The sequence below is a fragment of the Streptomyces sp. NPDC048106 genome (assembly GCF_040706415.1).
GTDB lineage: Bacteria > Actinomycetota > Actinomycetes > Streptomycetales > Streptomycetaceae > Streptomyces.
In genome coordinates this window covers 1-24653 of the sequence record NZ_JBEZND010000040.1, presented here as the reverse complement: position 1 = coordinate 24653, position 24653 = coordinate 1, and the positions used below count along the sequence as shown (strand labels likewise).

Annotated in this window: 19 protein-coding genes; 13 read left to right on the top strand and 6 right to left on the bottom strand. The window is 71.8% G+C overall.

The window, feature by feature from the left end:
* The first annotated feature begins 35 nt into the window (after positions 1–35).
* Together dnaK and grpE are read left to right on the top strand one after the other, a co-directional pair.
* Positions 36–1910 (top strand): molecular chaperone DnaK, encoded by a 1875-nt coding sequence (dnaK, locus tag AB0927_RS31435; RefSeq protein WP_366671174.1) that lies wholly within the window; start codon positions 36–38, stop codon positions 1908–1910.
* Between the two features lie 2 nt (positions 1911–1912).
* The gene (grpE, locus tag AB0927_RS31430; protein ID WP_366671173.1) at positions 1913–2374 is read left to right on the top strand and encodes a nucleotide exchange factor GrpE; all 462 of its coding nucleotides are present in this window, start codon (positions 1913–1915) and stop codon (positions 2372–2374) included.
* Here the strand turns inward: grpE and AB0927_RS31425 are convergent, their stop codons facing one another.
* From AB0927_RS31425 to AB0927_RS31405, 5 genes are read right to left on the bottom strand one after another with little or no spacing between them, the layout of a single operon-like run.
* The gene (locus AB0927_RS31425) at positions 2375–4126 is read right to left on the bottom strand and encodes a carbamoyltransferase C-terminal domain-containing protein (RefSeq protein ID WP_366671172.1); all 1752 of its coding nucleotides are present in this window, start codon (positions 4124–4126) and stop codon (positions 2375–2377) included.
* A 31-nt stretch (positions 4127–4157) separates the two neighbouring features.
* Positions 4158–4847 (bottom strand): 4'-phosphopantetheinyl transferase superfamily protein, encoded by a 690-nt coding sequence (locus AB0927_RS31420; protein WP_366671171.1) that lies wholly within the window; start codon positions 4845–4847, stop codon positions 4158–4160.
* Between the two features lie 31 nt (positions 4848–4878).
* Complete coding sequence (locus AB0927_RS31415; protein ID WP_366671170.1) at positions 4879–6003, bottom strand: acyl-CoA dehydrogenase; 1125 nt, start codon at positions 6001–6003, stop codon at positions 4879–4881.
* A complete protein-coding gene (locus AB0927_RS31410) occupies positions 6000–6695 on the bottom strand; it encodes a hypothetical protein (RefSeq protein ID WP_366671169.1) in 696 nt (231 codons plus the stop codon). The genes AB0927_RS31415 and AB0927_RS31410 overlap by 4 nt, the downstream gene beginning before the upstream one ends.
* A 42-nt stretch (positions 6696–6737) precedes the next feature.
* The gene (locus tag AB0927_RS31405) at positions 6738–7031 is read right to left on the bottom strand and encodes an acyl carrier protein (RefSeq protein ID WP_366671168.1); all 294 of its coding nucleotides are present in this window, start codon (positions 7029–7031) and stop codon (positions 6738–6740) included.
* A 272-nt stretch (positions 7032–7303) separates the two neighbouring features.
* Between AB0927_RS31405 and AB0927_RS31400 the strand changes: the two genes are divergently transcribed.
* The 11 genes from AB0927_RS31400 (at position 7304) to AB0927_RS31350 (ending at position 20347) form a co-directional block, all read left to right on the top strand.
* Positions 7304–8620, top strand: coding sequence for a SidA/IucD/PvdA family monooxygenase (locus AB0927_RS31400; protein WP_366671167.1), 1317 nt, complete (start codon positions 7304–7306; stop codon positions 8618–8620).
* Positions 8617–9819, top strand: coding sequence for an FAD-dependent oxidoreductase (locus tag AB0927_RS31395; protein WP_366671166.1), 1203 nt, complete (start codon positions 8617–8619; stop codon positions 9817–9819). The genes AB0927_RS31400 and AB0927_RS31395 overlap by 4 nt, the downstream gene beginning before the upstream one ends.
* Positions 9816–11810 carry a class I tRNA ligase family protein gene (locus tag AB0927_RS31390; RefSeq protein ID WP_366671165.1) on the top strand — a complete coding sequence of 665 codons (1995 nt, stop codon included), beginning with the start codon at positions 9816–9818 and terminating at the stop codon, positions 11808–11810. Before AB0927_RS31395 ends, AB0927_RS31390 begins: the two co-directional genes overlap by 4 nt.
* Positions 11807–13330: an AMP-binding protein gene (locus tag AB0927_RS31385; RefSeq protein WP_366671164.1), complete on the top strand. Its 1524-nt coding sequence runs from the start codon at positions 11807–11809 to the stop codon at positions 13328–13330. Before AB0927_RS31390 ends, AB0927_RS31385 begins: the two co-directional genes overlap by 4 nt.
* A gap of 54 nt (positions 13331–13384) precedes the next feature.
* Complete coding sequence (locus tag AB0927_RS31380; protein ID WP_366671163.1) at positions 13385–13996, top strand: GNAT family N-acetyltransferase; 612 nt, start codon at positions 13385–13387, stop codon at positions 13994–13996.
* Position 13997: 1 nt separating this feature from the next.
* The gene (locus AB0927_RS31375) at positions 13998–15044 is read left to right on the top strand and encodes a C45 family peptidase (RefSeq protein ID WP_366671162.1); all 1047 of its coding nucleotides are present in this window, start codon (positions 13998–14000) and stop codon (positions 15042–15044) included.
* 216 nt (positions 15045–15260) lie between these two features.
* A complete protein-coding gene (locus AB0927_RS31370) occupies positions 15261–16262 on the top strand; it encodes a hypothetical protein (RefSeq protein ID WP_366671161.1) in 1002 nt (333 codons plus the stop codon).
* Positions 16259–16834, top strand: coding sequence for a hypothetical protein (locus AB0927_RS31365; protein WP_366671160.1), 576 nt, complete (start codon positions 16259–16261; stop codon positions 16832–16834). Before AB0927_RS31370 ends, AB0927_RS31365 begins: the two co-directional genes overlap by 4 nt.
* Positions 16831–18276, top strand: coding sequence for a glycogen/starch synthase (locus AB0927_RS31360; RefSeq protein WP_366671159.1), 1446 nt, complete (start codon positions 16831–16833; stop codon positions 18274–18276). The genes AB0927_RS31365 and AB0927_RS31360 overlap by 4 nt, the downstream gene beginning before the upstream one ends.
* A 61-nt stretch (positions 18277–18337) precedes the next feature.
* A complete protein-coding gene (locus AB0927_RS31355) occupies positions 18338–18961 on the top strand; it encodes an SIS domain-containing protein (RefSeq protein WP_366671158.1) in 624 nt (207 codons plus the stop codon).
* A gap of 144 nt (positions 18962–19105) precedes the next feature.
* A complete protein-coding gene (locus AB0927_RS31350) occupies positions 19106–20347 on the top strand; it encodes an MFS transporter (RefSeq protein ID WP_366671157.1) in 1242 nt (413 codons plus the stop codon).
* 71 nt (positions 20348–20418) lie between these two features.
* On the opposite strand, the gene AB0927_RS31345 is transcribed toward AB0927_RS31350, so the two are convergent.
* On the bottom strand, positions 20419–24653 hold a 4235-nt coding region (locus AB0927_RS31345), incomplete at its 5' end, for an amino acid adenylation domain-containing protein (protein ID WP_366671156.1).

The following is a 24653-nucleotide window of genomic DNA, read 5'->3' as shown; positions in this document are numbered from 1 at the left end:
GAAAGGCCGGAGAAGCCAGACAGGGAGGACTCACCATGGCGCGTTCGGTCGGTATCGACCTCGGGACGACGAACTCGGTGGTCTCGGTCCTGGAGGGCGGCGAACCCACCGTCATCACCAACACGGAGGGCGCCCGGACCACTCCGTCGGTCGTGGCGTTCGCCAAGAACGGGGAGGTCCTCGTCGGCGAGGTCGCCAAACGGCAGGCCGTGACCAACGTGGAGCGCACCGCACGCTCGGTCAAGCGGTACATGGGCGACCACTCCTGGCGCTTCCCCGACCAGGGCGACATCGACGGCAAGCGCTACACCGCCCAGGAGATCTCCGCGCGGGTGCTGCAGAAGCTGAAGCGGGACGCGGAGGCGTACCTCGGCGAGGACGTCACGGACGCGGTGATCACCGTGCCGGCCTACTTCGACGACGCGCAGCGGCAGGCGACGAAGGAGGCCGGGGAGATCGCCGGGCTGAACGTCATGCGGATCATCAACGAGCCGACCGCCGCCGCGCTGGCGTACGGCCTCGACAAGGAGAACGACCAGACGGTCCTCGTCTTCGACCTGGGCGGCGGCACCTTCGACGTGTCGCTGCTGGAGATGGGCGACGGCGTCATCGAGGTCAAGGCCACCAACGGCGACACCCACCTGGGCGGCGACGACTGGGACCAGCGCGTCGTCGACCACCTGGTCCAGCAGTTCAGGAACCACTACGGCGTCGACCTGGGCAAGGACAAGATGGCCGTGCAGCGGCTGCGCGAGGCGTCCGAGAAGGCGAAGATCGAGCTGTCCAGCTCCTCGGAGAGCACGATCAACCTGCCGTACATCACCGCCTCCGCCGAGGGCCCGCTGCACCTGGACGAGAAGCTCACCCGCGCCCAGTTCGAACAGCTGACGGCGGATCTGCTGGACCGCTGCAAGGCGCCGTTCCACAACGCCATCAAGGACGCCGGGATCAAGGTGTCCGACATCGACCACGTGGTGCTGGTGGGCGGCTCGACCCGGATGCCCGCCGTGACCGGGCTGGTGCGGGAGCTGACCGGCAAGGAACCGCACAAGGGCGTCAACCCGGACGAGGTCGTCGCCATCGGCGCCTCGCTCCAGGCCGGTGTCCTCAAGGGCGAGGTCAAGGACGTCCTGCTGCTCGACGTCACCCCGCTGTCCCTCGGCATCGAGACCAAGGGCGGCATCATGACCAAGCTGATCGAGCGCAACACCACGATCCCGACCAAGCGCTCCGAGATCTTCACCACGGCCGAGGACAACCAGCCGTCCGTGCAGATCCAGGTCTACCAGGGCGAGCGCGAGATCGCGGCCTACAACAAGAAGCTCGGCATGTTCGAGCTGACCGGTCTGCCGCCCGCGCCGCGCGGCATCCCGCAGATCGAGGTCGCCTTCGACATCGACGCCAACGGGATCATGCACGTGTCCGCCAAGGACCTCGGCACCGGCCGGGAGCAGAAGATGACCGTCACCGGCGGCTCCGCCCTGCCGAAGAACGACATCGACCGCATGGTCCGCGAGGCCGAGCAGCACGCCGAGGAGGACCGGCAGCGCCGGGAGGCCGCGGAGACCCGCAACCAGGCCGAACAGCTCGTCTACCAGACCGAGCGGCTCATCGCCGACAACCCCGAGCGGATCTCCCCCGAGGCACGGCACGAGACCGAGACGGCGCTCGCCGGCCTGAAGGCGAAGCTCAAGGACGAGAACACGGACACGGCCACCATCCGCCAGGCCACCGACCAGGTGGCGCAGGCCGCCCAGAAGATCGGCACGGCGCTGTACGAGCAGTCGCGCGGCCAGGGCGAGCAGACCGCGGGCGCCGCCGGCGGGTCCGCGTCCGCCGGGTCCGCCCCGGACGACGACGAGGTGGTGGACGCCGAGATCGTGGACGACGACCGGCCGGAGGCGGGCTGACCATGGACGGGGGCCTGCCGCGGGACGCGGACCCCGCGCGGCTGCGGTGCCTGCTCCAGGAGCGCACGGCCGACCTCCAGCGGGTGAAGGCCGAGTACGACAACTACCGCAAGCGGGTGCGCAGGGACCGGATGGCCGTACGGGAGATCGCCGCGGCCAACATCCTGCGCACCCTGCTGCCGGTCCTGGACGCCGTGGACCGCACCTGCGCCCACGAGCCCATGACCCCGGGCCTCGCCGACATCGCCCACACCCTCGACACCCGGCTGGGCGCCCTGGGCCTGGAGTCCTTCGGTCAGGAGGGCGACCCGTTCGATCCCGCCTGCCACGAGGCCCTCGTCCACCACGTCTCCCCGGACGCCACCCGGCCGACCTGCACCAGGATCCTGCGGGCCGGCTACCGCGCCGGCCCGCACCTGCTGCGCCCGGCCACGGTGGAGGTGACCGGCCCGCCACCGGGTTGATCAGGGCTTCTCCACGATGAAGCCCTCGATGTAGAGACGGTCCAGGGACGTGCGCAGGAACGTGTCGATCGCGGTCCTCGGATCCATGATCAGGGGCTGGCCCTTCACATTGAACGAGGTGTTCACGACACACCCCGTGCCCGTCCGCTCCTTGACGGCCTTCAGCAGGGTCCAGAAGACGCTGTTGTATTCCTCACGGACGTCCTGGATGCGCGCCGTGCCGTCCGCGTGCACGATGCCGGACACCGCGGCGCGCTGCTCGTCCCGCACCCCGGCGGTGCAGAGCATGTAGCGGGTCGGGGCGAGGGCCCGGGTCCGGAAGATCCGGTCCCGGTCCTCGGCCAGCACCGCGGGGGCGAAGGGCCGGAAGGGCTCGCGGAACTTGACCAGGCTGTTGATGCGCTCCTTGATCCGGTCCCCCTTGGGCAGCCCGAGGATGGACCGGTTGCCGAGGGCGCGCGGCCCGAACTCCATCCGTCCGTGGAACCAGGCGATGATCCGGTCCTCCGCGAGGTCCCGGGCGGCCGCCGCGTAGTACTCGGGCGTGAGCCCGGCGTACCTCCACCCGACGCCGGCCGCCCGCTCGTCGAGGGCCTCGCGCACCTCGTCGGTGGTGTACGAAGGCCCGGTGTACGGCTGGAACCCCTCGGCGTTCCCCACGTACGGGCTGCCCTGCTGGTGGCTGACGTACAGCGCCGCTCCGAGCGCCGTTCCGTCGTCACCGGACGCCGGCTGCGCGAAGACCCGCTCGACCGCCGGCAGGTCGCAGATCGACTGGTTCGCCTTGCAGTTGAGGAAGGTGCCGCCCGCCAGGCAGAGCGAGGTCTCGCCGGTGCGGTCCAGCCAGTGGGAGACGAGGGCGACCAGCACCTGGGTCAGCCGGGCCTGGAGCGCGGCCGCGAAATCGGCGTGCGCGGGCACGACCTCACCGCTCTGCGTGGGCGGCGGGAAGGCGACCTCCGTCAGGTACCGCATGGCCCGGGGATAGCCCGACTCCGGTTCGCGCAACGCCCCGTTGGGCCAGTTGACGAGGATGGAACCGGTGGCGTCGTCGAAGGTGACCAGCGTCTCGAAGAACCGCCGGTACGGCTCCGGGTCCCCGTAGGCGGCGAGCCCCATCACCTTGTACTCGTCCGAGTTGGAGGCGAAGCCGAGGAACCGGGTGCAGATGGAGTACAGAAAGCCCAGGGACTGCGAGATCGGCTGGGTGTGCAGCTTCTTCAGATGCCCGTCGCGCGCCTGGTAGACCGAGAGCGACTCCGTCTCGCCCATGCCGTCCGACACCACGCACAGGGCGGAGTCGAAACCGCTCGGGTAGTAGGCGGAGGCCGCGTGGGCGAGGTGGTGGTCCACCGGATGGAAGCGGCCCTCCACATCGCTCCAGCCCGCCTTGCCCAGCGCCTCCGTCATGGTGCGGCCGCTGAGCACCGAGTCGAAGTAGTCCCGCGACGCGGCGAACACGCGCCGGTGCCGGTCGTAGTTGAAGCCATGCGCTATCGCCTGCACCTGCTCCCTGGTGACACCCCCCGCCCGCAGGACGTAGTCGATGGCGTGGGCCGGGAAGCGTCCGGTGCCCTTGTCCCCGTCGAACCGCTCCTCGGCGGCCGCGGCCATGATCCGGCCGTCGACCATCAGACACGCGGCACTGTCCAGGCCCTGCACGTTCCGTACGTCCAGGGGATGCGGGTCGGCGGTGTTGGCGAGCAGATGGTCCTGCGCGTGGGGCAGACCGCTGAGGCCCAGTACGATCATGGCAATCCTTTGGTCGGTGGCGAGTTGCGCGTCAGGGAGCCTCGGTGGCCCAGTCGTGGACGACGACCCGGTACGGCCGCCCGCCCGCCAGCGCCACGGCGGCGGCCCCGCCCGGTGGCGAGGGGACATTGCGGACCGTCCAGGTGCCGCGCAGGGGTGGCCGGTTCGCCCGCACCACGGAGGTGACGCCGGGCGGCCCCACCTCCTGTCCGACGCCCAGGGCCATCCGCGCCCCGGCCGCCTTGACCAGCGCCTCCTTGCGGGTCCACAACTCCACGAAGGCGAGCGGGCGTTCGTCCGGCGGCCGGGCCAGGAGCAGGTCCTGTTCCGGCGCCGGGAAGTAGCGGCGGACGAAGGCTTCGAGGGGGAACCCCGGGCGGACGTGGTCGAGGTCGACGCCGACGGCCCGGCCGGTCGCCAGGGCGACCAGGGCGTGCCCCCGCGCGTGCGCCAGACTGAAGCACAACGAACGGTCGGACCCAGCCAGTTCGGGCTTGCCCAACGGTCCCCGCCGGATGGGTACTTCGGCGGGGGCGAGACCGAGGGCGTGGCCGAGCAGGCCCCGCAGGGCGCCGTGGGCGGCGGTGTGCCGCGCCCGGGCGGACGCGTGCGTGTAGCAGGCGAGACGAGCCGACTCCGCCGGTCCCAGGGCCGCTTCGGGGCCGGCGGACGGCCCGTCGAGATCGATGTGCCACAGGTGCACCTGATCGGTGTCTGCCACGAACGTGCCCTCCTTCCGGGTCACGGCGGAATCAGGCGGGGGAGAGGTCGCCGCGGGCCAGGGCCTGGGCGACGGTCATGCGCTGGATGTGCGAGGTGCCCTCCATGTGCTCGATGCCGTGGGCGTCCCGCGCCCACTTGTCGAGCAAGGGGTGTTCGAGCCGCGCCCCGGGACCCAGCAGGCGCAGTGCCGTGGTCGTCGCCTCGACGGCGAGGACCGCCGCGGCCGCCTTCGCGGCGGCGGGCAGATGGGCGTTGGCCGGATCGGCGTCCACGGCCCGCGCGGCGCCCATGGTCAGGCTCCGCACTCCCTCGATACGCGCCCCCAGCTCGGCCAGGCGCCGCCGCCGGGTGACGTCCTGCCCGGCGAGACACGCCGCCACGTGCGCGTGGGCGGCGCGGGCGATGCCGACGCCCAGCGCGGCCGCCACGCAGCGCAGCGGGTTGAAGGCGTGCAGCCAGCCCCACATGCCCCTGCGGGTGGCCGGCAGATGCCGGCCCAGCAGGGCCTCCTCGGGGACGGCCAGGTCCTCGAAGCGCATGGCCCCGAGCGCGCCGCGCATGCCGAGGGTGGCGATCGGCACCGCGCTGAACCCCGGGGCCTGGGCGTCGACCAGGACGCACCGGATGCCCAGCGGGCCGGGACGGGTCCGCGCGGTGACGACGCCCGTGCGGGCGCGGTGCGCGTTGCCGACGTAGCGCTTCTCGCCGTTGAGGAGGAACGAGGAGCCCGACGGTTCGAGGGTGGTGTGCAGGCGGGTGGCGTCGGATCCGCCCCCGGGCTCGGTCATGGCGAGGAAGGTCCAGGTGGGGCGCTCGTGCAGGCGCCCGAAGAACGCGCTCTGCTGCTCGTCGTCGCCGAGCGTCGCGACCAGCATGCCCGCGGTGAGGGAACCGGGCGCGGACAGCAGCGCCGCCGCGTCGCCGTACGCCGCCGCCTCCTCGTGGAAGACCACCCGCTCGACCGCGCTGAGGACGAAGTACTCCTCGCCGTCGAGGACCAGCGGGGCCCGCGCGTACTTCCGCGGGATCTGCAGCGTCGCGAGCCGGTCGAGCAGCGGGGCCCGAGGGGGCTCCCCGTCCGGCTCGCCGCCGGCGCGCAGCGCGGGTGCCTCGGCGCGGACGTACTCCCGAAGGATGCGCAGGCGGCGCGTCATGGTGTCTCCCCCGAAGGTTCGGCCGGGGCGTACAGGTCGGCCAGCAACGCGCAGACGTAGGCGTCGGCGCCGGGACCGTCCTCGGTGAGGCCGTACGCCCCGAGCAGGTCGAGCAGGGACCGTCCGGTGCCGCCGAGCTCGTCGTGCAGCAGGCGCAGGGCGGTGTCGTCCAGGCCCGTCGTCCCGGCGTCGTGCAGCCGGGCCTCCACCTGGAGCAGGGCGACGACGGCATCGGCGAGCGCGTCCTTGAGCACCGGGTGCCTGCTCAACCGCGCGTCGCCGAAGGACCGTTCGCCGAGGTGGACCGTCACCGCGTCGAGCAGCCGCTCGGTCATGCCGAGCCGCACCCACAGCAGGGAGGTCTCCCAGGAACGGCCGGTGCCGGGCGGCGCGACGGCGGCGCTGCGGACGGCGGTGCTGTGCACGGCGGCGAGCCCCAGCCGCGCCAGCAGCGGCGTGGTCAGCTCCCGTTCGCCGGCACCGACACGGTCGCCGACCGCGCCCGCCCGGCAGGAGCGCGTGGCGCTCGCGACCAGCGCGGCCGGGGCCAGCGCGTGCCCGGCCGGCCCGTGGACCAGCGTGCCGTCCCCGGCTTGGCGGTGCAGTGCGGCCAGGGCCCGGCGGGGAGGGTCGTGCCGCGCGAGGGCGCGCAGCGGTGACGGGGTGTCCGGTGGATCGAGGGGAGCCGGCATGCCTGCGCTTCCTGTGCGGTCCGACGGGGAGGAACGCGGGGGTCAGCCGCCGAGGGTTTCGCGGACGTACGACGAAAGCCCGTCGACCGTTTCGAACGTGCCGGTGCCAAAAGTGTCCGGATCGAATTCGATGTCGAATTCCGTCTCCAGACGCATCAGCAGTTCCAGAATGTTGGTGGAATCGAAGTCGAGGTCCTGACGGAAACGCGTCCGCCCGGTGATCTCCTGCGGTGAGAGCTTCGCCATGGCGGCGACCGAGCGGATGACGTCCGCGGTGATGTCGCGGCCGGCCGCGGAACCGGTGGCACCGTCCGGCAGTCCCTGAGCTGCGTCCATGGTGGTCGTGGCCCTTCGTCGTGGTCTGCGCCGAGGCCGCGGGGCGCGGCATGGTGCGAGCAGGCTGCCTGGGGCCGGGACGCCCGCCAAGTCACCGATGGGCGCTCCTCGGCCCTGGTGAGGCAGGCATACCCGAAGGAGGGGCTGCCGCCGGACGCGTCGGGCGACGGAGTATGAGGGCGGAACCTGCGCCCCCCAAAGGCACCTCTCGGCAGCTCGCTCGCGAGGTTTCTCGTCCCCCGTCTCCTGGTCAAGAAGGGCGAAATCCGGCTATGGCCCGCGGAGCGACCGAACGAAGCGACTCTCGTTACCGGTGCGTCGGTATCGGCGTCGGACCCGCCAATCTGAGCCTCGCCTCACTCCTGCACGGCCATACGGACGTGCGCAATGTCTTCTTCGAGAGCAAGGCGGAATTCGGCTGGCACGAAGGACAGCAGATTCCCGGCACGTCCCTCCAGGTCTCCCTGTTCAAGGACCTGGTCACGCTGGCCCAGCCGACCAGCCCGTTCTCCTTTCTCGCCTATCTGCACGACCAGGGGAAGATCTACCACTTCCTCAACGCCCGGTTCGACGCGGTGCCCCGGCAGGAGTTCCGCAACTACATGCGCTGGGCGTGCGAGCGCAATCCCAACATCGTCTTCGGCGAGCAGGTGCTCTCGGTGGACTTCGACGGGGAGTTCGTGGTCGCCACCGAGCGGCGGACCGTGCGCGCGGACAACGTCGTCCTGGGCATCGGCACCCACCCGGTGCTGCCGGAACAGGCGAGCCGGGACGCGGCCACCCAGTTCCACGCCGGCGAGTTCACCGCCAGATCGGGCGGACTCGGCGGCAAACGGGTGTGTGTCGTGGGCGGCGGCCAGTCGGGCGCGGAGGCGGTGCTGCACCTGCTGGGCAGAAGCGGGTCCGAACTGCCGCGCCGGGTCTCGTGGGTGTCGCGGCGGACCAACTACTTCCCCATCGACGACTCGCCGTTCACCAACGACTTCTACATGCCCTGCCACTCCGAGTACTTCTCCCGGCTCGACCGGACGGCCCGCGAGGACTTCAACCGCGACAACGTGCTGTCCAGCGACGGCATTTCGGAGCACACGCTGCGCGACCTCTACCAACGCCTGTACGTGCTGCGGTTCATCGAGGGCGCGGGCGACCTGTTCGCCCTGTTCCCGAACCGGACCGTGCGCGCGGTCGGCGGAGCGGACGCGGACGGCTGGAAGCTGACCCTGGGCCACAACGACCAGCCGGACGAGCTGGAGGAGATCGACGCCGACGTCGTGGTCTGGGCGACCGGTTACCGCACCCGGGAGGCCGACGTCCTCGCGCCCCTCGCGGGACGCATCGAACGCGAGGGCGGTGAGTTCCGGATCGACGGCAACTACGCGGTGCGCTGGGACGGCCCCGCGGACCGGAACATCTTCGTGCAGAACAGGGCCCGCGGGCAGCGCGGCCTGGCCGATCCCAACCTCAGCCTCAACGCCTACCGCAGCCAGCGCATCGTGGACCGGATCCGCGGGGTGCGCTCCGACGGCCAGCTGCCGTCCTTCATCGAGTGGTCGGCGAAGCCCCGCCTCGGCCTCTCCTGGGAGGGATGAGCATGCCACGCGAGGACACGACGACGGTCCTGGACGTCGTCATCGTCGGCGCCGGGATCATCGGCTGCCTGACGGCCCGTGCGCTGACGGCCGCCTTCCCGGGCGCCACGGTCGCCGTCATCGACCGCGACCAGGTCGCGAGCGGCGCCAGCCGGAGGTCGGCGGGCCTGCACTTCCCCCGCGGCTCCTCGGCGCGGGTGCGCCGGATGGCGGACCTGAGCGAACGGTACTACCGCGAACTCCGGGAAGAGCTGCCCGAGTTGCCCATCCATGACGTGGCCACCACCGTCGTCGCCGCGCGGTCGAACGTCGGCCGTCTGGCCGAGCACTACCTGCCGGACGCCGGACTGGAGCCGGTGCGCCGGATGCCGGCCGGCCCGGCGGACCTGGTCCGGCTGCCGCCCGGCAGCGCCGCCTGGTCGGTCCGGGGCGGTCAGTACGCCGACGTGCACGGCGTGGCCCAGATCCTGGCCGCGCGGCTGCGGCCCGGCGTACGGTTCTTCGAAGGCACCCGCGTCGTCGCCGTCGACCCGGGCGCGGACCGGGTGCGGCTGCGGCTGAGCACGGGGGAGGAGCTGGCCGCCCGCAAGGTGGTCCTGGCCCCCGGCCCCTGGATCGAGGACCCGGCCTGGCGCGAGTGGACCGCCCCGCTGGGCCTGCGGGTGAAGAAGGTGGTCGCCCTCCACATCGAGCGACGGCCGCGGCCCGGTGACGGCGTGCTCGTCTTCGAGGACGAGGACGCCTTCCTCCTGCCCCTGCACCACCGCGGGCACTGGCTGTTCAGCTACACCTGCGAGCAGTGGGACGTCTCTCCCGAGGGCACGCACTCCCATCTGTCACCCGTCGAGATCGCCGAGGGCCGGGCCGTCCTGGAGCGCTTCGCCCCCGGGCTGGCGCGGCACTGCGGGACGGGCCGGGTCTTCTGCGACGCGTACAGCGCCGAACGGGCGCCGGTGGTACGGCCCCTCGACGAACACCGCCGCGTGATCTTCGCGGGGGCGGCGAACGGCTCCGGTTACCGGCTGGCACCCGCGATCGCCGCGGAGACCGTGCACGCCGTGAGCACGGCGGAGACCGACCGGACCGCGGAGACCGGCCGGAGCGCGGAGGTCGGCCGGACCGCGGAGCCCCTCCGTGCGCGCCGACCGGACCGCCCGCCGACCCCGACCGCCGCCGACCGCCCCAGGAGTGCCCAGTGATCATCAGCAGCTACGACCCCGGCGCCCTGCACGCCGCCCTCGGCATCGGGATGTCCGGCATCGACGGGCTCGGCGTCGGAGCGGCCTGGGGCCGGGTCGAGCCGGGCGAGGCCACGAACCCGGACCGGCACGACGAGACCGAGGTCTTCGTCATCACCGCCGGTCACGGAGACGTCGTGGTCGACGGGGTACGGCACCCGGTCGCCGCCGGCACGGTCGTGGGCTTCGAACCCTTCGAGACCCACGTCCTGGAGAACACCGGCGACGAGAACCTCCTCTTCGCCACCTTCTACTGGCGGGACGCCCCGCGCGCCGCGCTCGCGGCCGGGCAGACCGGCAGCCGGCGCGGACAGCGGCCGCAGTTCGTGTTCTCCACGCCCCCCACCCCCAACGGCGACCTGCACCTCGGCCACCTCTCGGGCCCGTACCTGGGCGCCGACGCGTACGTCCGCTTCCAGCGGATGAACGGCCGCGAGGCCTGGCACCTGACCGGCAGCGACGACTTCCAGAGCTACGTCCTGGCCGCCGCCCGAGCCGAGGGCCGCACACCGGCCGAGACCGCCGCCCGCCACAGCGCCGAGATCGCGGACACGCTGAGACTGCTGGACGCGGAGCCCGACCAGTACACCGTCACGAACACCGAGCCCGGCTACCGGGCGGGCCTGAGGGCCTTCTTCTCCCGGCTCGTGGCATCCGGCGGTATCACCGCCCGGGAGGCCCCCGCCCTCTTCGACGCGTCCGGGCGGTACCTGTACGAGGTCGACGTCAGCGGCGGCTGCCCGGCCTGCTCCGGCGGCACCAGCGGCAACATCTGCGAGGAGTGCGGCGAGCCCAACTCCTGCGTGGACCTGACCGATCCGGTGACCACGGCCGACGGCACCACCCCGCGCGCCGGGACCGCGACCCGCTACATGCTGCCGCTGCACCACCACCGCGCCGACATCGAGCGGCACCACGGCCGAGGCCGCGTGCCGGCCCGGCTGCGCGACCTCGCCGACCGCGTCCTCGGCCGCGGCCCGCACGACATCGCCGTCACCCACCCCTCCGCCTGGGGCGTCGAACCCGCCGAGCCCGCGGCTCGGGGCCAGGTCATCTGGGTCTGGCCCGAGATGGCGTACGGCTTCCTGCACGGCATCCAGGCGCTCGGCCGCCGCCTCGGCCGGCCCTGGCACGCGTCGGCCCCCCAGGACGACTGGCGGATCGTCCACTTCTTCGGCTACGACAACAGCTTCTACCACGGGGTGCTCTACCCGGTGCTGTACCAGCTCGCCCACCCGGGCTGGAACGCCGACATCGACTACCACGTCAACGAGTTCTACCTCCTCGACGGCGGCAAGTTCTCCACCAGCCGACGCCACGCCGTGTGGGGCAAGGACATCCTGAACGCCGAGTCGGTGGACGCGGTGCGCTACTTCCTCGCCCGCACCCGCCCCGAGGGCCGCCGCACCAACTTCACCTGGGCGCGGTTCGGTTCGGCGGTCGACGACGACCTGATCGGCACCTGGCAGCAGTGGCTGCACCGCCTCGGCGACCGCCTGGCACGGGAGTTCTCCGGCACGGCCCCCGACGCCGGCGTCTGGCGCCCCGAACACTCCGCGTTCCTCGACCGGCTGGAGGTCCGGCGCCGGGCCCTCACCCAGGCCCTGGACGCCGACGGCTTCTCGCTCAACCGGGCCGCCGAGGAACTCCACGGCCTCGTCACGGACACGGCACGCTTCAGCCGTACGGAGGCCACGGCGGCCACGACGGCCACCCCCGGACGGTGGCACGGCGAGGCCCGTACGACCATGGCCCTGGAACTGGCCGCGGCACGCCTGCTCGCCCGGTGCGCGACGCCGGTCATGCCCCGCTTCGCCCGACGGCTGTCCGAGGCCCTCGGCGACCAACAGCCCACCGTCTGGCTGGAGTCCGTCGAGCTGCTGCCCCCGGGCACCAAGGTGAACCTGGCCGAGCAGGTGTTCTTCACTCCGATCGGAGCCGTCGCCAAATGATCCACTCGGCCCTGAACCACCTGGTCACCACCCCGCCCGCCCCCGGCAACCACATCACCTTCCGCGGCGCGGGCACCCCCGAGACCCTGTCGCTCGAAGAGTTCTACGCCCTCTCCGGCGGGCTCGCCCGGCAACTGCGCGCCCGCGGCCTGCGACCGGGCGACCGCATCGGCATCCTCGCCGCCAACTGCCTGGAGTGGGCCCTGCTCGACCTGGCCGCCCTGCGGCTCGGCGTGCAGACCGCGGGCTTCGAGGCGGGCAAGTTCACCGCGGACGGCGCCCTGCTGGAGCGCTACGGCCTGCGCCTGCTGTTCACCGACCAGGACGGCGACCACCCCGCCGTACTGCCCATCGCCCAGGCCCGGACACTGGCCACGGCCCCCACGGACGAAGAACTGCCACCGGTGTCGTACGGCCCGAAGGACGCCACCACGCTCAAGTTCACCTCCGGCAGCACGGGCACCCCGAAGGGCCTCGCCGCCACCGCGGGCAGCATCGACAGCTCCCTGCGCGCCGTCCAGGAGATGTTCGCCCACGGCCCCGGCGACGAACTCTTCGTCTTCCTGCCCCTGTCCCTGCTCCAGCAGCGCTACTGGATGTACTCCGCGCTGTGCTTCGGACACGACCTCACGATCAGCACCTACCAGTCGGCGTTCCCCGCGCTGCGCGCGACCCGGCCGACCGTGGTCATGGGCGTACCGGCCTTCTACGACCTGGCCAAACGGCACATCGAGGCACGGGCCGCGCGGATGGCGGACACGGAACCCGCCGACGCCCGGCGACAGGCGGCCCACCACCTCTTCGGCGACCGGATCCGCTACCTCTGGACCGGCTCGGCCCCCGCCGCACCGGACACACTGCGCTTCCTCACCTCGTGCGGCCTGCCCATCTACGAGGGCTACGGCATGAACGAGACCTGCATCGTCACCAAGAACCACCCCGGCGCCTGGCGCGAGGGCAGCGTCGGGCGCGTGGTGCGGGGCAAGGAGGTCCTCCTCGACGCGGACGGCAACATCAGCGTACGCAGCGACTTCCCCGTCGGCACGGCCTACACCTACGCCGCACCGGGCGCCTCCGAACAGGTCTTCGCGCCCGACGGCACCGTCAGGACGGGCGACATCGGCTACTTCGACGCCGACGGCTTCCTCTACATCACGGGCCGCGCCGACGCCGTCCTCTCCCTGGGCAACGGACGCAACATCACCGTCCGGCCGGTCGAGGACCGCATGCGGCAGAGCCCGGCGATCGCCGAGTGCGTCCTGTTCGCCCACGGCGACGAACTCGTCGCCGTCGTCTCCCCGGCCGGCGAGGCACCCGACCGGACCGCCATCGAGGCCCAGCTGGAGTCCGCCAACGAGCAGGGCGGCCGACACGAACGGATCGGCCGCGTCATCGTGGCCGACCAGCCCTTCAGCATCGAGAACGGCCTACTGTCCTCCCAGTACAAACCACTGCGCCCCAGGATCCGCGAAGCCTTCCGCACCCGGATCGAGGACCCGGACGCGGGCATCACCGCCTGACCGGTCCGCGGGACCGCACCGCACCACCCACCGCACACACCAGGAGAACGCCCCATGAGCTGGGCCGAGTCGGCACCCGCCACGCTCGAGAACGAGCACGTCACGCTGCGCCCGATCGGCGAAGAGGACCGCGAGGACCTGCACGCCATCGCCCTGGACCCGCACATCTGGCGCTACTTCGTCAGCCGGGTCGACACCACCGAGGACTACCACGCGTTCTTCGACGCGGCCCTCGCCGACCAGGCGGCCGGCCGGCGCGTCGTCTTCCGCGTCACCGACCGGCACACCGGCCGCGCCGCCGGCAGCATGAGCTACGGCAACATGGCGGAGGCCGACCTCCGCCTGGAGATCGGCTGGTCCTGGCTCGGCCGGGACTTCCGCGGCAAGGGCGTCAACCGCTGGGCCAAGTACCTGCTGCTCCAGCACGCCTTCGAGGCGCTGGACGCCGAGCGGGTGGAGTTCAAGACGGACGTCCTCAACGAACAGGCGCGGCACGGCCTGCGCAACATCGGCGCGGTGGAGGAGGGCACCCTGCGCAGCTACAACTTCATGCCGGGCGGCCGCCGCCGCGACGCCGTCTTCTACAGCGTCCTGCGCGCCGAATGGCCCGGCGTGCGCGAACTCCTGCGCTCCGGACACCGCCCGGCCGAGCAGACGGCCCAGTGACATGGACGTACTCCCGCTTCCCTTCGTGCGCGCCGTGGGCGACCCGTACGAGCTGGGACTGCGGCACGGCAGCGAGCGGGCGGCGGCCCTGAGGGCCTTCTACGACGACTCGTTGTGCCGCCTGAACAAGGTGCTCGCCCGGCCGGTCACCCCGGCCGGGCTGGCCCCCCGCATCGAGGCGTACCGGCGCGCGATCGAGGCCGCGGTACCGGACCTGGCCACGGAGATCGGGGGCCTCGCCGCCGGCGCGGGCCTGACCGAGGCACAGGCCTGCCTGCTCCAGATACGCCGGGAGATCATGGGCTACCGCACGGTGCCCACCATGGGCGACTGCACCACGTACGCGCGGACCGGGGAAGGACCACCCGTGGTGGCCCAGACCGTCGACCTCAACGGCGACCTGGACGACCAGATCACCGTCCTGGAGACCTCCCGCACCGGCACCTCCCGCCGGTCCCTGCTGCTCAGCTTCGGCGGCCTGCTCGGCTACCTCGGCCTGAACAGCTCCGGCCTCGCCGTGGGCCTGAACCTGGTCCTCGCCGGCACCTGGCGCCCCGGAGTGCCGCCGTACCTGGCCGTCCGCCACGTCCTGGACCACGCCGACACCGTGGAAGACGCCCTGGCGCTGCTGCGCCGCCTGCCCCTGGCCAGCTCCCGCTGCTTCACGCTCTGCGACACCCGGCGCGCCGTATGGGCCGAGTACGACGGTGACGGCTGGCGCGTCGCCGGGGGAGAGCAGACGGCGCACACCAACCACTTCCTGCACCCGGACCTGGCACCCCACGACCAGATCAACGTCTTCGCCCGGCGCTCCTCGATCCGGCGCCTCGACACCTGCCGCTCCCGCCTCGCCGCCCTCCCCGCCACCGCGGGCCCCGAGGACCACTTCGCCCTGCTGGCCTCCCCGCCGCTGTGCGTCGCGGACAACGGCGACATCAGACGCGAACGCACGGTCGCGGCCGCCGTGCTGCTCCCGCAGCAGGGCGAGCTGCACCTGCGCCCCGGAGACCCCTCACGCAGCGCGACCCATGTGTTCCGACTGTGCTGATCGACCCCGACCTGCCCATACGCACAAGACCATGGCTGTCTGGCCATGGCCGGACGGGGCGATTGTGAACGTCCCGCCCCGACTCATAGTGTCCCTGCGTCAGCAGGACAGCACCACGGGCCCCGGCCCGGAAGACGACACCGATCACACCGATCACACCGCCCGTCCGGCCCGGCGCACCACGCGGCCGAGACGCGGCCAACCCTTGGGGGACGGGTGACCCAGACAGCACGGTTCACCGATTCGAGCTGCTACCACGCGGCACTGGCGACCCTCCTGAACGCCACCGAGCCGGACACGGATCCCTTCGCCGTGCTCGGGAACAACGCCGCCACGGCCGCACGCCTGGCCGCCGACGGGGAGCTGACCTTCAGCGACCCGCTGGAACCGCTGACCTCGACCTTCACCCGCCACGGCTACCGGCTCACCCACCACCCGGTGCGCACCGAGGCCGACTGGACGCGGGCGCTCGACACCCTGCGCTCCGGGCAGGCGGTGGCCATCGCGGCGGACGCCTTCCACCTGGAGCACTACTGGGTGGGCTTTCGCACCAGCCACGCGCTCCACGTCGTCGTACTGGAGGACTTCGACGCGCCCTCGGCGACCGTGCGCCTGGTCGACCCGGGCGAGGCCGTCTTCTTCGACGGCCGCGTACCGGTCGCCCAGCTCACCCCCGCGATGTGCGAGGGCGACGCCGGGCAGGCGTGGATGGAGATCCTCCCCCTCGGCACCGAGCCCACGGACACGGGCGCGCTCCTGGACCTCGCGCGGCAGCTTTCCGGCGACGGCGGACCCTGGCTCAGCGGAACGGCCCTGGTACGACAGCTCCAGCAGCACCTGGACGCGTACCTGGGCGTCGTCGGCAGCCGGCCGCGCGGATCGGCGGGCGGCGCCCAGCAGGACTGGGGGCCCGGGCCCAGGCTGCTGCTGGGCCTGTGGTGGTACCACCACACGCTGCGCTGGCTCGCCGGCCACCTGAGGACCCGTGCCGCCGACGGCGCGTTTGGCACCGGGGACGGCCCCGCCGAAACCGTCGAACAGGCATCCAGGGACCTCCTCGTCGTCCGCAACCTCATGATGCGCCTGGGCGCCATGGACGAGAACGACGAACGGTTCGCCAGGTTCCGCGCCCAGCTTCACCCCCGCCTGGAGACCACCCTGGAGAACCTCGATTCGGCCGCGGCCGCCCTGACCGCCCTGGCAAAGGAGCAGCAGTGACGGTGACGCCCGCCGGCGCGGTCCGCGTCGACCTCACGCCGCACCGCAACAGCACGGCCTTCCTCGCGGCCGGCGAGGCGCCCACCGACGGCTTCGACGGCTTCGGCCGGGCCTTCCCCGCCGAGGAACTCGGCGCCGCGGCCACCCTGCTCGGCCTCCCGAGCGGCCACGGCCACGGCGCCCCGGACAACGTCGCCTGCGAAGGCCAGACCATCGACCTGGCGGAACCGCTGCGGGCCGGCGGCCTGCGCGTCGTGGGCGCCGGATCGGGCGGCACGGTCAGCGAACTCCTGTCACTGGAGCACGACGCGACGACACCCGTCCGCGTCCGCCTCAGCGACTTCCTCTCCCGCCAACCCGCCTTCGAGGACACCTGCTTCGCCCACAGCTCCTTCCTCTACGACATCGGCGGCCGCCCCGAACCCGGTGCCCAACCCCGCCTGTGGCAGGCCGAGATACCCCTCGACCCACCGGTGCCCTGCGCCCGCATCACCCTCCCGGTCAACCCCGACATGCACATCATGGGCATGTGGCTGCTGCCGGCCGGCCCCGAGCGGACGGAACAGCCATGAGATGCCTCTACCTCACCCAGGAACTCGCCCCCTACTTCGTCGAGGGCGGTCTCGGCCAGACGGCCATGGCCCTGCCCCGCGCACTGGAACAGGACCTGGGCATCGCCCACGACCTGGTCGTCCCGTACTACCCCTGGCTCGTCGACGGACACGGCCTGCGGACCGAGACCGTATGGCGGACCCCGTCCCTGCCGGTCGGCCCGGTGGACGTGCCCGCGAGCGTCGAACGCCTCCTGGACCGCGACGGCCTGGGCGAGGTGTTCCTCGTCCGCGCCGACCACTGGTACGACCGTCCGGGCCTGTACCGCGACGAGAACTACGTGGAGTTCGCGGACGCCACCGCACGGGCCGCCTTCTTCGGCGCGTGCGTCGCCCGGTGGCTGACGGACTCCGGGCGCCGCTACGACGTCGTCCACGGCAACGACTGGCAGTCCGGCGCCGCCCTGGCCCACCTGCGCACCCTGCGCGGTACGGACCCCACACCCGTACTGCTCGCCAACGTGCACAGCGCGGCGTACACCGGCCGCATCGACCGCGCGGACATCGGCGAACTGGCCCTCCCCGCCCCCTGGAGGGAAGCCCTCGCGGACCACGGGGACGAGGCGAGCCTCCTGCTCCTGGGCCTGCTCGCCGCCGACACCGCCATCACGGGCAGCCCCACCTACGCGACGGAACTCGTGGCAGAGCTGACCGGCACGGCCATCGGCGCGGCACTCGCCCGGCTCCCCCTGACCGGGATCGTGGCCGGCATCGACACCCGCCTGTGGCAGCCGGCCGCCACCGGCCGCGTGACCACCCCCTACACACCGGACACCGTCACCTCGGGCAAGCAGGCCAACAAGCTCCTGCTGCAAAGGCGCCTCGGCCTGAAGGAGGACCCGGACGCCGCGCTGTTCGGCGTCTGCACCCGGGTGGTCCCCGAAAAGGGCATCGACCTCCTCATCGAGGCCGTCACCGACCTGGCCGGCACCCGGAACGCACAGCTCGTCGTCGTCGGCCAGGGCGACACCTCCCTCGTCACCGGCCTGCGGACACTCGCCCGGAACCTGCCCTCCGCCGTGGCGCACGTCCCCCGCTTCGACCAGGACTCCGCCTGGCTCACCTACGCGGGCTCCGACTTCACCGTGATGCCCTCCAGGGTCGAGCCCTGCGGCCTCAACCAGCTCATCGCCATGACCTACGGCTGCCTGCCGGTGGTCAGCGCGGTCGGCGGGCTGTGCGACACCGTCACGGACCTCGCCGAAGACCCGGCCCACGGCACCGGATTCACCCTGCCCGACCTGACGGCCGACGCCCTGCGGACCACCATGCTCCGGGCCATGGACTGGCTCGCCGGCCCGCGGGACGAAGTGGCCGCCGGGCGCCGCCGGGCCATGGCCCAGGACTGGTCCTGGACACGGGCCGCCCGGGACACGGCCGCCTGCTACGCCCGCCGACCGTGACCCGCTCCCTCCACGACGTTCTCACCACCGCCACCAGACATGCGAACGGGGTTCCCCACTCATGGCCGAAGCCTTCGACCGGCAGACCGAGATCACGTCCTATCTCTCCCGGATGCAAGAGGCCCTCGCCAAGGTGTCCACCACCGACCTGACATGGCTGGCGGAAACCTTCGAGCAGGCCTACCTGGCGGGACGCACGCTGTTCATCTGCGGCAACGGCGGCAGCGCCGCCACCGCCTCGCACCTCGCCGTCGACCTCTCCAAGAACACCAGGGCGACCGGCCGGTTCCCGGTGCGCACGGTCTCCCTGGTCGACCACGTCCCCGCGCTGACCGCCTGGGCGAACGACTTCGGCTACGACCAGGTCTTCTCGGGCCAGCTCGCGGGCCTCGCCCAGCCCGGCGACCTGGTCGTCGGCATCAGCACGAGCGGCAACTCGCCCAACGTGCTGGAGGCGCTGCGCTACGGCCGGGCCAACGGCCTGATCACCGTGGGCCTGCTCGGACCGGACGGGGGCCTCGCGCGCGAGCTGTGCGACGCCTACGTCCTCGCGCCCGCCGACTCGATCGAGGAGCAGGAGGACATCCACATGTCCCTCGCCCACATCCTCACCCGGCACATGCGGGCCTTCGTCCACGCCTCCCCGCCCGAGCTGACCAGCGCGACAACGGCCCAGGTCCGGTGAGGCACTATCCTCAACTCCAGCCTTCGCGCGGGGCGTTGAGGACCAAGACGCCGCACTCCCGAGCCCCTTCGCGCACCCGGTGACCGCGGCCCCGCATCCTGTCCGTCCAGTCCTCCCCCCACGGCCCCGCAATGGAGAGACCACATGTTCGCCCCGTACCGCAGATTGTTCTCCGCCAAGGGGAGCGTCGGCTTCACCACCACCGGGTTCCTGGCCCGGCTCGCCCTGTCCATGTCCGGCGTCGGCACCGTGGTGATGATCGCCGCCACGCGCCACTCCTACGCGCTGGCCGGCGCCGTGGGCGGCTCGTCCCTGGCCGCCACCCTGGTGACGATCCCGCTCCTCGGCCGGCTCGTCGACCGCTACGGCCAGTCCCGTACGGCCATCCCCGCGGCCATATGGTCGGCGGCCATGTCGGCGGCCCTGGTCATCTGCCTCGCGGTGGACGCACCGACCTGGACCCTGTTCGTCACCAACGTCCTGTCCGCCACCGCACCGAACGTCGGCGGCATGGCCCGCGCCCGCTGGGCCGAGATCTACGGCAATGACGACGAACGCATGCACGTGGCCAACTCGTTCGAACAGGTGCTGGACGAGATGTGCTTCGTCCTCGGCCCCATCCTCGTGGTCGGCCTGGCCACCGGCATCGCCCCCGAGGCGGGCCGGATCGCCCCGCTGATCCTGACCCTGGCCGGCACGGTCCTCTTCTCCCTCCAGCGCGGCACCGAACCCCCGGTCCAGCCCGCCGACCCCTCGGCCTCCCGCTCCCCGCTCACCAACCGGGGCCTCCAGGTGATGATGCTCGTCTTCCTCTTCACCGGCTCCCTGTTCGGATCCCTCGAAGTGGTCACGATCGCCTTCACCGACTCCCTGCACCACAAGTCCTCGGCCGGCCTGGTGCTGGCCCTCCAGGCGGTCGGCTCCGCATTGGCGGGCCTCCTCTTCGGCATGCTCACCCTGCGCGGCTCCAGCACCACGCGCTTCCTGATGGGCGTCGGCGGCATGGCGGTGCTGATGCTCCCGCTGACCCTCGCCACCGGCCTGTGGTCGCTCATCCCGCTGATGTTCATCGCCGGCATGGCCACCTCACCGACCATGATCACCGGCATGGGCCTGGTCCAGGAACTGATCCCTCGCTCCCAGATCAACGAGGGCATGACCCTGGCCGTGACCAGCCTCCTCGGCGGCTCCTCGCTCGGCAGCATGGTCGCGGGCTGGTCCGTGGAACGCTTCGACGCCGAGAACAGCTACCTGCTCCCGGTCAGCGCCGCCGTCCTGGCCCTCCTGACCGGCGCCGCCGGCCTCGGCCGCCTCCGCAAGACCGTGTCCGCCACCGCGGCACCCGCCCTCGCCAAGGACACCGCCGAACTCGGCCAGCAGGCCTGACGAGGGAGGGGCAGGACTTACGAGGAGGGGCAGGCCCGCCCCGTAAGTCCCGCCCCTCCCCGGTCAGCGATTCACCAGGTTCCCCACTCGGAACCGAGCTCGTCCTCGAAATCGTCGATCTCGCTCTGGCTCAGACCGCCCAAGGAGAGATCGGACGGCGTGTGCCCGCCCGCGTCCGGGCGCTGCCCGTGCGCGGCGAGCGCACCGAGCACCCGGAACCAGATCTCGGCCAGCTCGCGCACCTCGGCCTCCGGGAACAGGGCCCGCGGCCACGTCCATCTGACCGTGAGACGCGCACCATCGGCACGATTCTCGGTGACGGCGTCGATCTCGATCGCGTGCGCCGCGCCCATCCCCGGATCACCGCCACCGACCAGACCGAACTCCGGTACGGCCGCCCAGTCGTCGCCCGCCGCGGACGAGACGTCGAACCGGCCGAGGTAGTTGAAGCCGATCTGCGGCCTCGGCAGGGCGGCCAGCTCAGCCTCGGTCTCCGGATGGACATAGCGCAGGAGACCGAAGCCGGACCCCTTCTCGGAGAACTCGCGCACCTGCTCCTTGACCCACTTGAGGGCCCGCCCCAGATCGGCCCCGCCCGCCCACACGTCCGCCCAGTCCACCTCACCCGCGTCCAGCAGCATGGGGTACAGACTGGTGAACCAGCCCACAGTGGACGACAGATCGGCGGGCGCGGGCAGACCGTCCCGCCCGTGTCCCTCCACATCCACCAGTACGGCCGTGCCCTGACCGAGCCCGCGCCGCCGGCGCCAGTCCGCCACCGCCAGGGTCAACCCCGCGAGCAACGCGTCCTGAACCGTGGCGTGGAAGGCCGCCGGCACGGTGGTCAGCAGATCGGCGGTCGGCGCTTCGGGCAGGGACAGCGTGATGCTCCGCAGCGTCGCGTACGTGTCCCGGACCGGATCGAGCGCCACCGGACCCAGGCTCGGCTCCTCGGACGTGAGCGCCGAGATCCACAACGGCAGGTCGGCCACCGCTTCTTGGGCAAGCCGCCGGCTTCGCGTCGCCCAGGTCCGGAAGGACATGCCCGTACGACTCAGCGAAGGCGTCGTACCGCTCGCGGCGGCGGCGCAGGCAGCCGCGAGGTCCGCCAGCAGGATCCGCCAGGACACTCCGTCCACGGACAGGTGATGCATGACCCACAGGAGCCGGCCACGCGCGTCCGATCCGGCATCGCACCAGGTGACAGTGAAGACGACACCGGCTTCCGGGTCCAACCTCTGCACAGCGGCGTCGAGTTCGGTGCGGGTCAGCTCGTGCACCTCGTCATCCGGAAGTCCCCGCACATCGATCCGGGTGATCCGCCCGTCGACGTCGACCGCGCCACGCTTCTGTACTTCCAGCGTCGGGACGGCACCGTCCGTGGCCCGGGTCACGCGCAGCCGCGCCATGTCGTGGTGGTCCACGACACTCCGCAGCGCGGCGCGCAGATCCTCGAAGGAGAGACCCGCGGGGGTGTGCACGACCATCGCCTGATGGAAGTGATCGACCGATCCGCCGCGCTCGAAGAGCCAGCGCATCATGGGAGTCGGCGGCAACTCGCCGATACCCGCGTCCGCGTCCTCCGCCGCGTCGCCGGTGACGACCGTCGCCACCGGTGCCAGATCGCGGACGTTCCTCAGCTGGAACAGATCCTTGGGTGTGATGCCCAGCCCGGCCTGCTGGGCCCGGCGGACCACCTGGATCGCCAGGATGCTGTCGCCGCCGAGCTCGAAGAAGTTGTCATCGATGCCGACCCCGTCGACCCCGAGGACCTCCGCGAACACCCGGCACAGGGTTTCCTCACGGGGATTTCTCGGTGCTTGGCCCCCGGCGCTCACGGTGAACTCGGGTGCGGGCAGGGCCCGTCGGTCCAGCTTGCCGTTCGGGGTCAGGGGGAGCGCGTCCAACATCATGACGGTCGACGGGACCATGTAGTCCGGCAGCGCCTGCGCCGCGTACGCCCGCAGGGCCTGCGGGTCGAGTACGACATCCGGTGCGGGGACGGCGTAGGCGACGAGTCGCTTGTCACCCGGCCGGTCCTCCCGCACGATCACTGCGGTCTGGGCGACTTCCGGGTGCGCGGTGAGGACGGATTCGATCTCGCCGAGTTCGATGCGGAAGCCGCGGATCTTGACCTGGTCGTCGGCGCGGCCGAGGTATTCGATCTCGCCGTGGGTGTTCCAGCGTACGAGGTCGCCGGTGCGGTACATGCGGGAGCCGGGGGCGCCGAACGGGTCGGCGGTGAAGCGCTCCGCCGTCAGACCGGGCCGATCGTGGTAACCGCGGGCGAGCTGCACGCCCGCGATGTACAGCTCGCCCGTGACACCGACGGGGACGGGGGACAGGCCCGCGTCGAGGACGTACAACCGCGTGTTCCAGACGGGCCGTCCGATCGGCACCGTGGCCCCCGCCGGGGTCTGGCATTCCGACCAGGAGACGTCGACGGATGCCTCGGTGGGCCCGTACAGGTTGAACAGCGGCACATCCAGCACCTGCCGGAACCGCTCCACCACCTCCGGCGGCAACGCCTCACCACTGCACACCACCCGCCGCAGCCCACCACACCGCACGGCGGCAGGCTCCTGGAGGAACACCTGGAGCATCGACGGCACGAAGTGCACCGTCGTCACCCGCTGCCCGGCGATCAGACCGGCCACGTACGCGGGATCCCGGTGACCACCGGGCCGCGCCACCACCAGTCCCGCACCCACGACCAGCGGCCAGAAGAACTCCCACACCGACACATCGAAACCAGAGGGCGTCTTCTGCAAGACCCGGTCATCGGCCGCCAGCCCGAACCGGTCCTGCATCCACAGCAACCGGTTCACGATCCCCCGGTGCTCGACCACCACACCCTTCGGCCGACCCGTCGAACCCGACGTGAAGATCACATACGCAGGAACGCCTGGGTGCAGAGGCGCGAGCCGCTCGGAGTCGGTGAGGTCTCCGGATGCCTGTGCGCTGAGTGCCTGCCGGGTGGCGAGGCCGTCCAGGAGGATTCGGGCGGTGTCGGCCGGCAGTTCGACTCCGCTGTCCTCGACCGTGATGATGGCCATCGGGTTGGCGTCGGTGAGGATGTAGGCGATGCGGTCGGCCGGGTACTCGGGGTCGATCGGCACGTATGCGGCGCCGGTCTTGAGTACCGCGAGCAGCCCGATCACCAACTCGGCTGAGCGAGGCATAGCGACGGCAACGAACCGCTCCGGACCCGCACCTTGCTCGATCAGCAGGCGTGCGAGCCGGTTGGCCCGCTCGTTCACCTCGCGATACGACAGCTCGGTGCCCTCGAAGACGACGGCGACCGCGTCGGGTGTCTTCGCGGCCTGCGCCTCGAACAACTCGGGCAGTGTGCTGTCCGGTACTGCGGCAGAGGTGTCGTTCCATTGGTCGAGGAGGAGTGTGCGTTCTGCGGGGTCGGTCAGGTCGGTGTGGTGGATGGGGGTTTGGGGGTGGGTGGCGAGGGTGGTGATGAAGCGTTGGAGGCGGGTGAGGTGGGTGGTGACGTCGTCGTCGGTGTAGAGGGCGGGGTTGGCGTGGAGGTCGATTTTGAGGAGGTCGGGGTCGGTGTGGGGGGCGATGGTGAGGGCGAGGTCGGGGACGGGGCCGTTGGTGAGGGGGTGGGCGGCGGCGTGGTGGCCCGCGAAGTCGAGGTGGTGGTCGAAGGAGAGGATGTTGACCATCGGTCCGAACGCGTGCTGTCCGCCCGCGTGTCCGAGGCCCGTGTGGAGGTCTTCCTGGCGGTGGCGCTGGTGCAGGAGGAGGCGGCGCACGGATGCGGAGACGTGGGCGAGGACGTCGGTGATGGTTGCCCGGGGGGTGACGGGGACGGTCAGGGGCAGGATGTTGGAGAGCATGCCCGGGGTGTGGCGGTGGACCGCGGTGAGGCGTGAGGTGACCGGGAGTTCCAGGGTGAGGGTGTCGCGGCCGGTGAGGCGGGCGAAGTAGGCGCTGCTCAGTGCGAGGACGGCGCCGGTCCAGGCGGAGGCGCCGAGGCCGGCGGCGGTGCAGACGGCGGTGACGGTGTCCTTGGCCAGGTATGCGGTGTGGTGCAGGGGGATGTCGGCGGGTGGTGCGGAACGGCCGGTGAGCAGGAGGGGTTCCGTGTCGGCGGCGGGCCGGGCGGACCAGAAGTCACGGTCGCGTGTGGAGGCGGTGGAGTCCCGGTAGTCCTGTTCCTCTTCCACCAGACGGCTCAGGGGCCTGAACACGGTTGGCGGGCACGGCTGTCCGTTGACCAGTGCCGTGTAGACCTCGGCGGCCCGCCGCGCGACCAGGGAGCAGCTGTATCCGTCCATCACGATGTGAT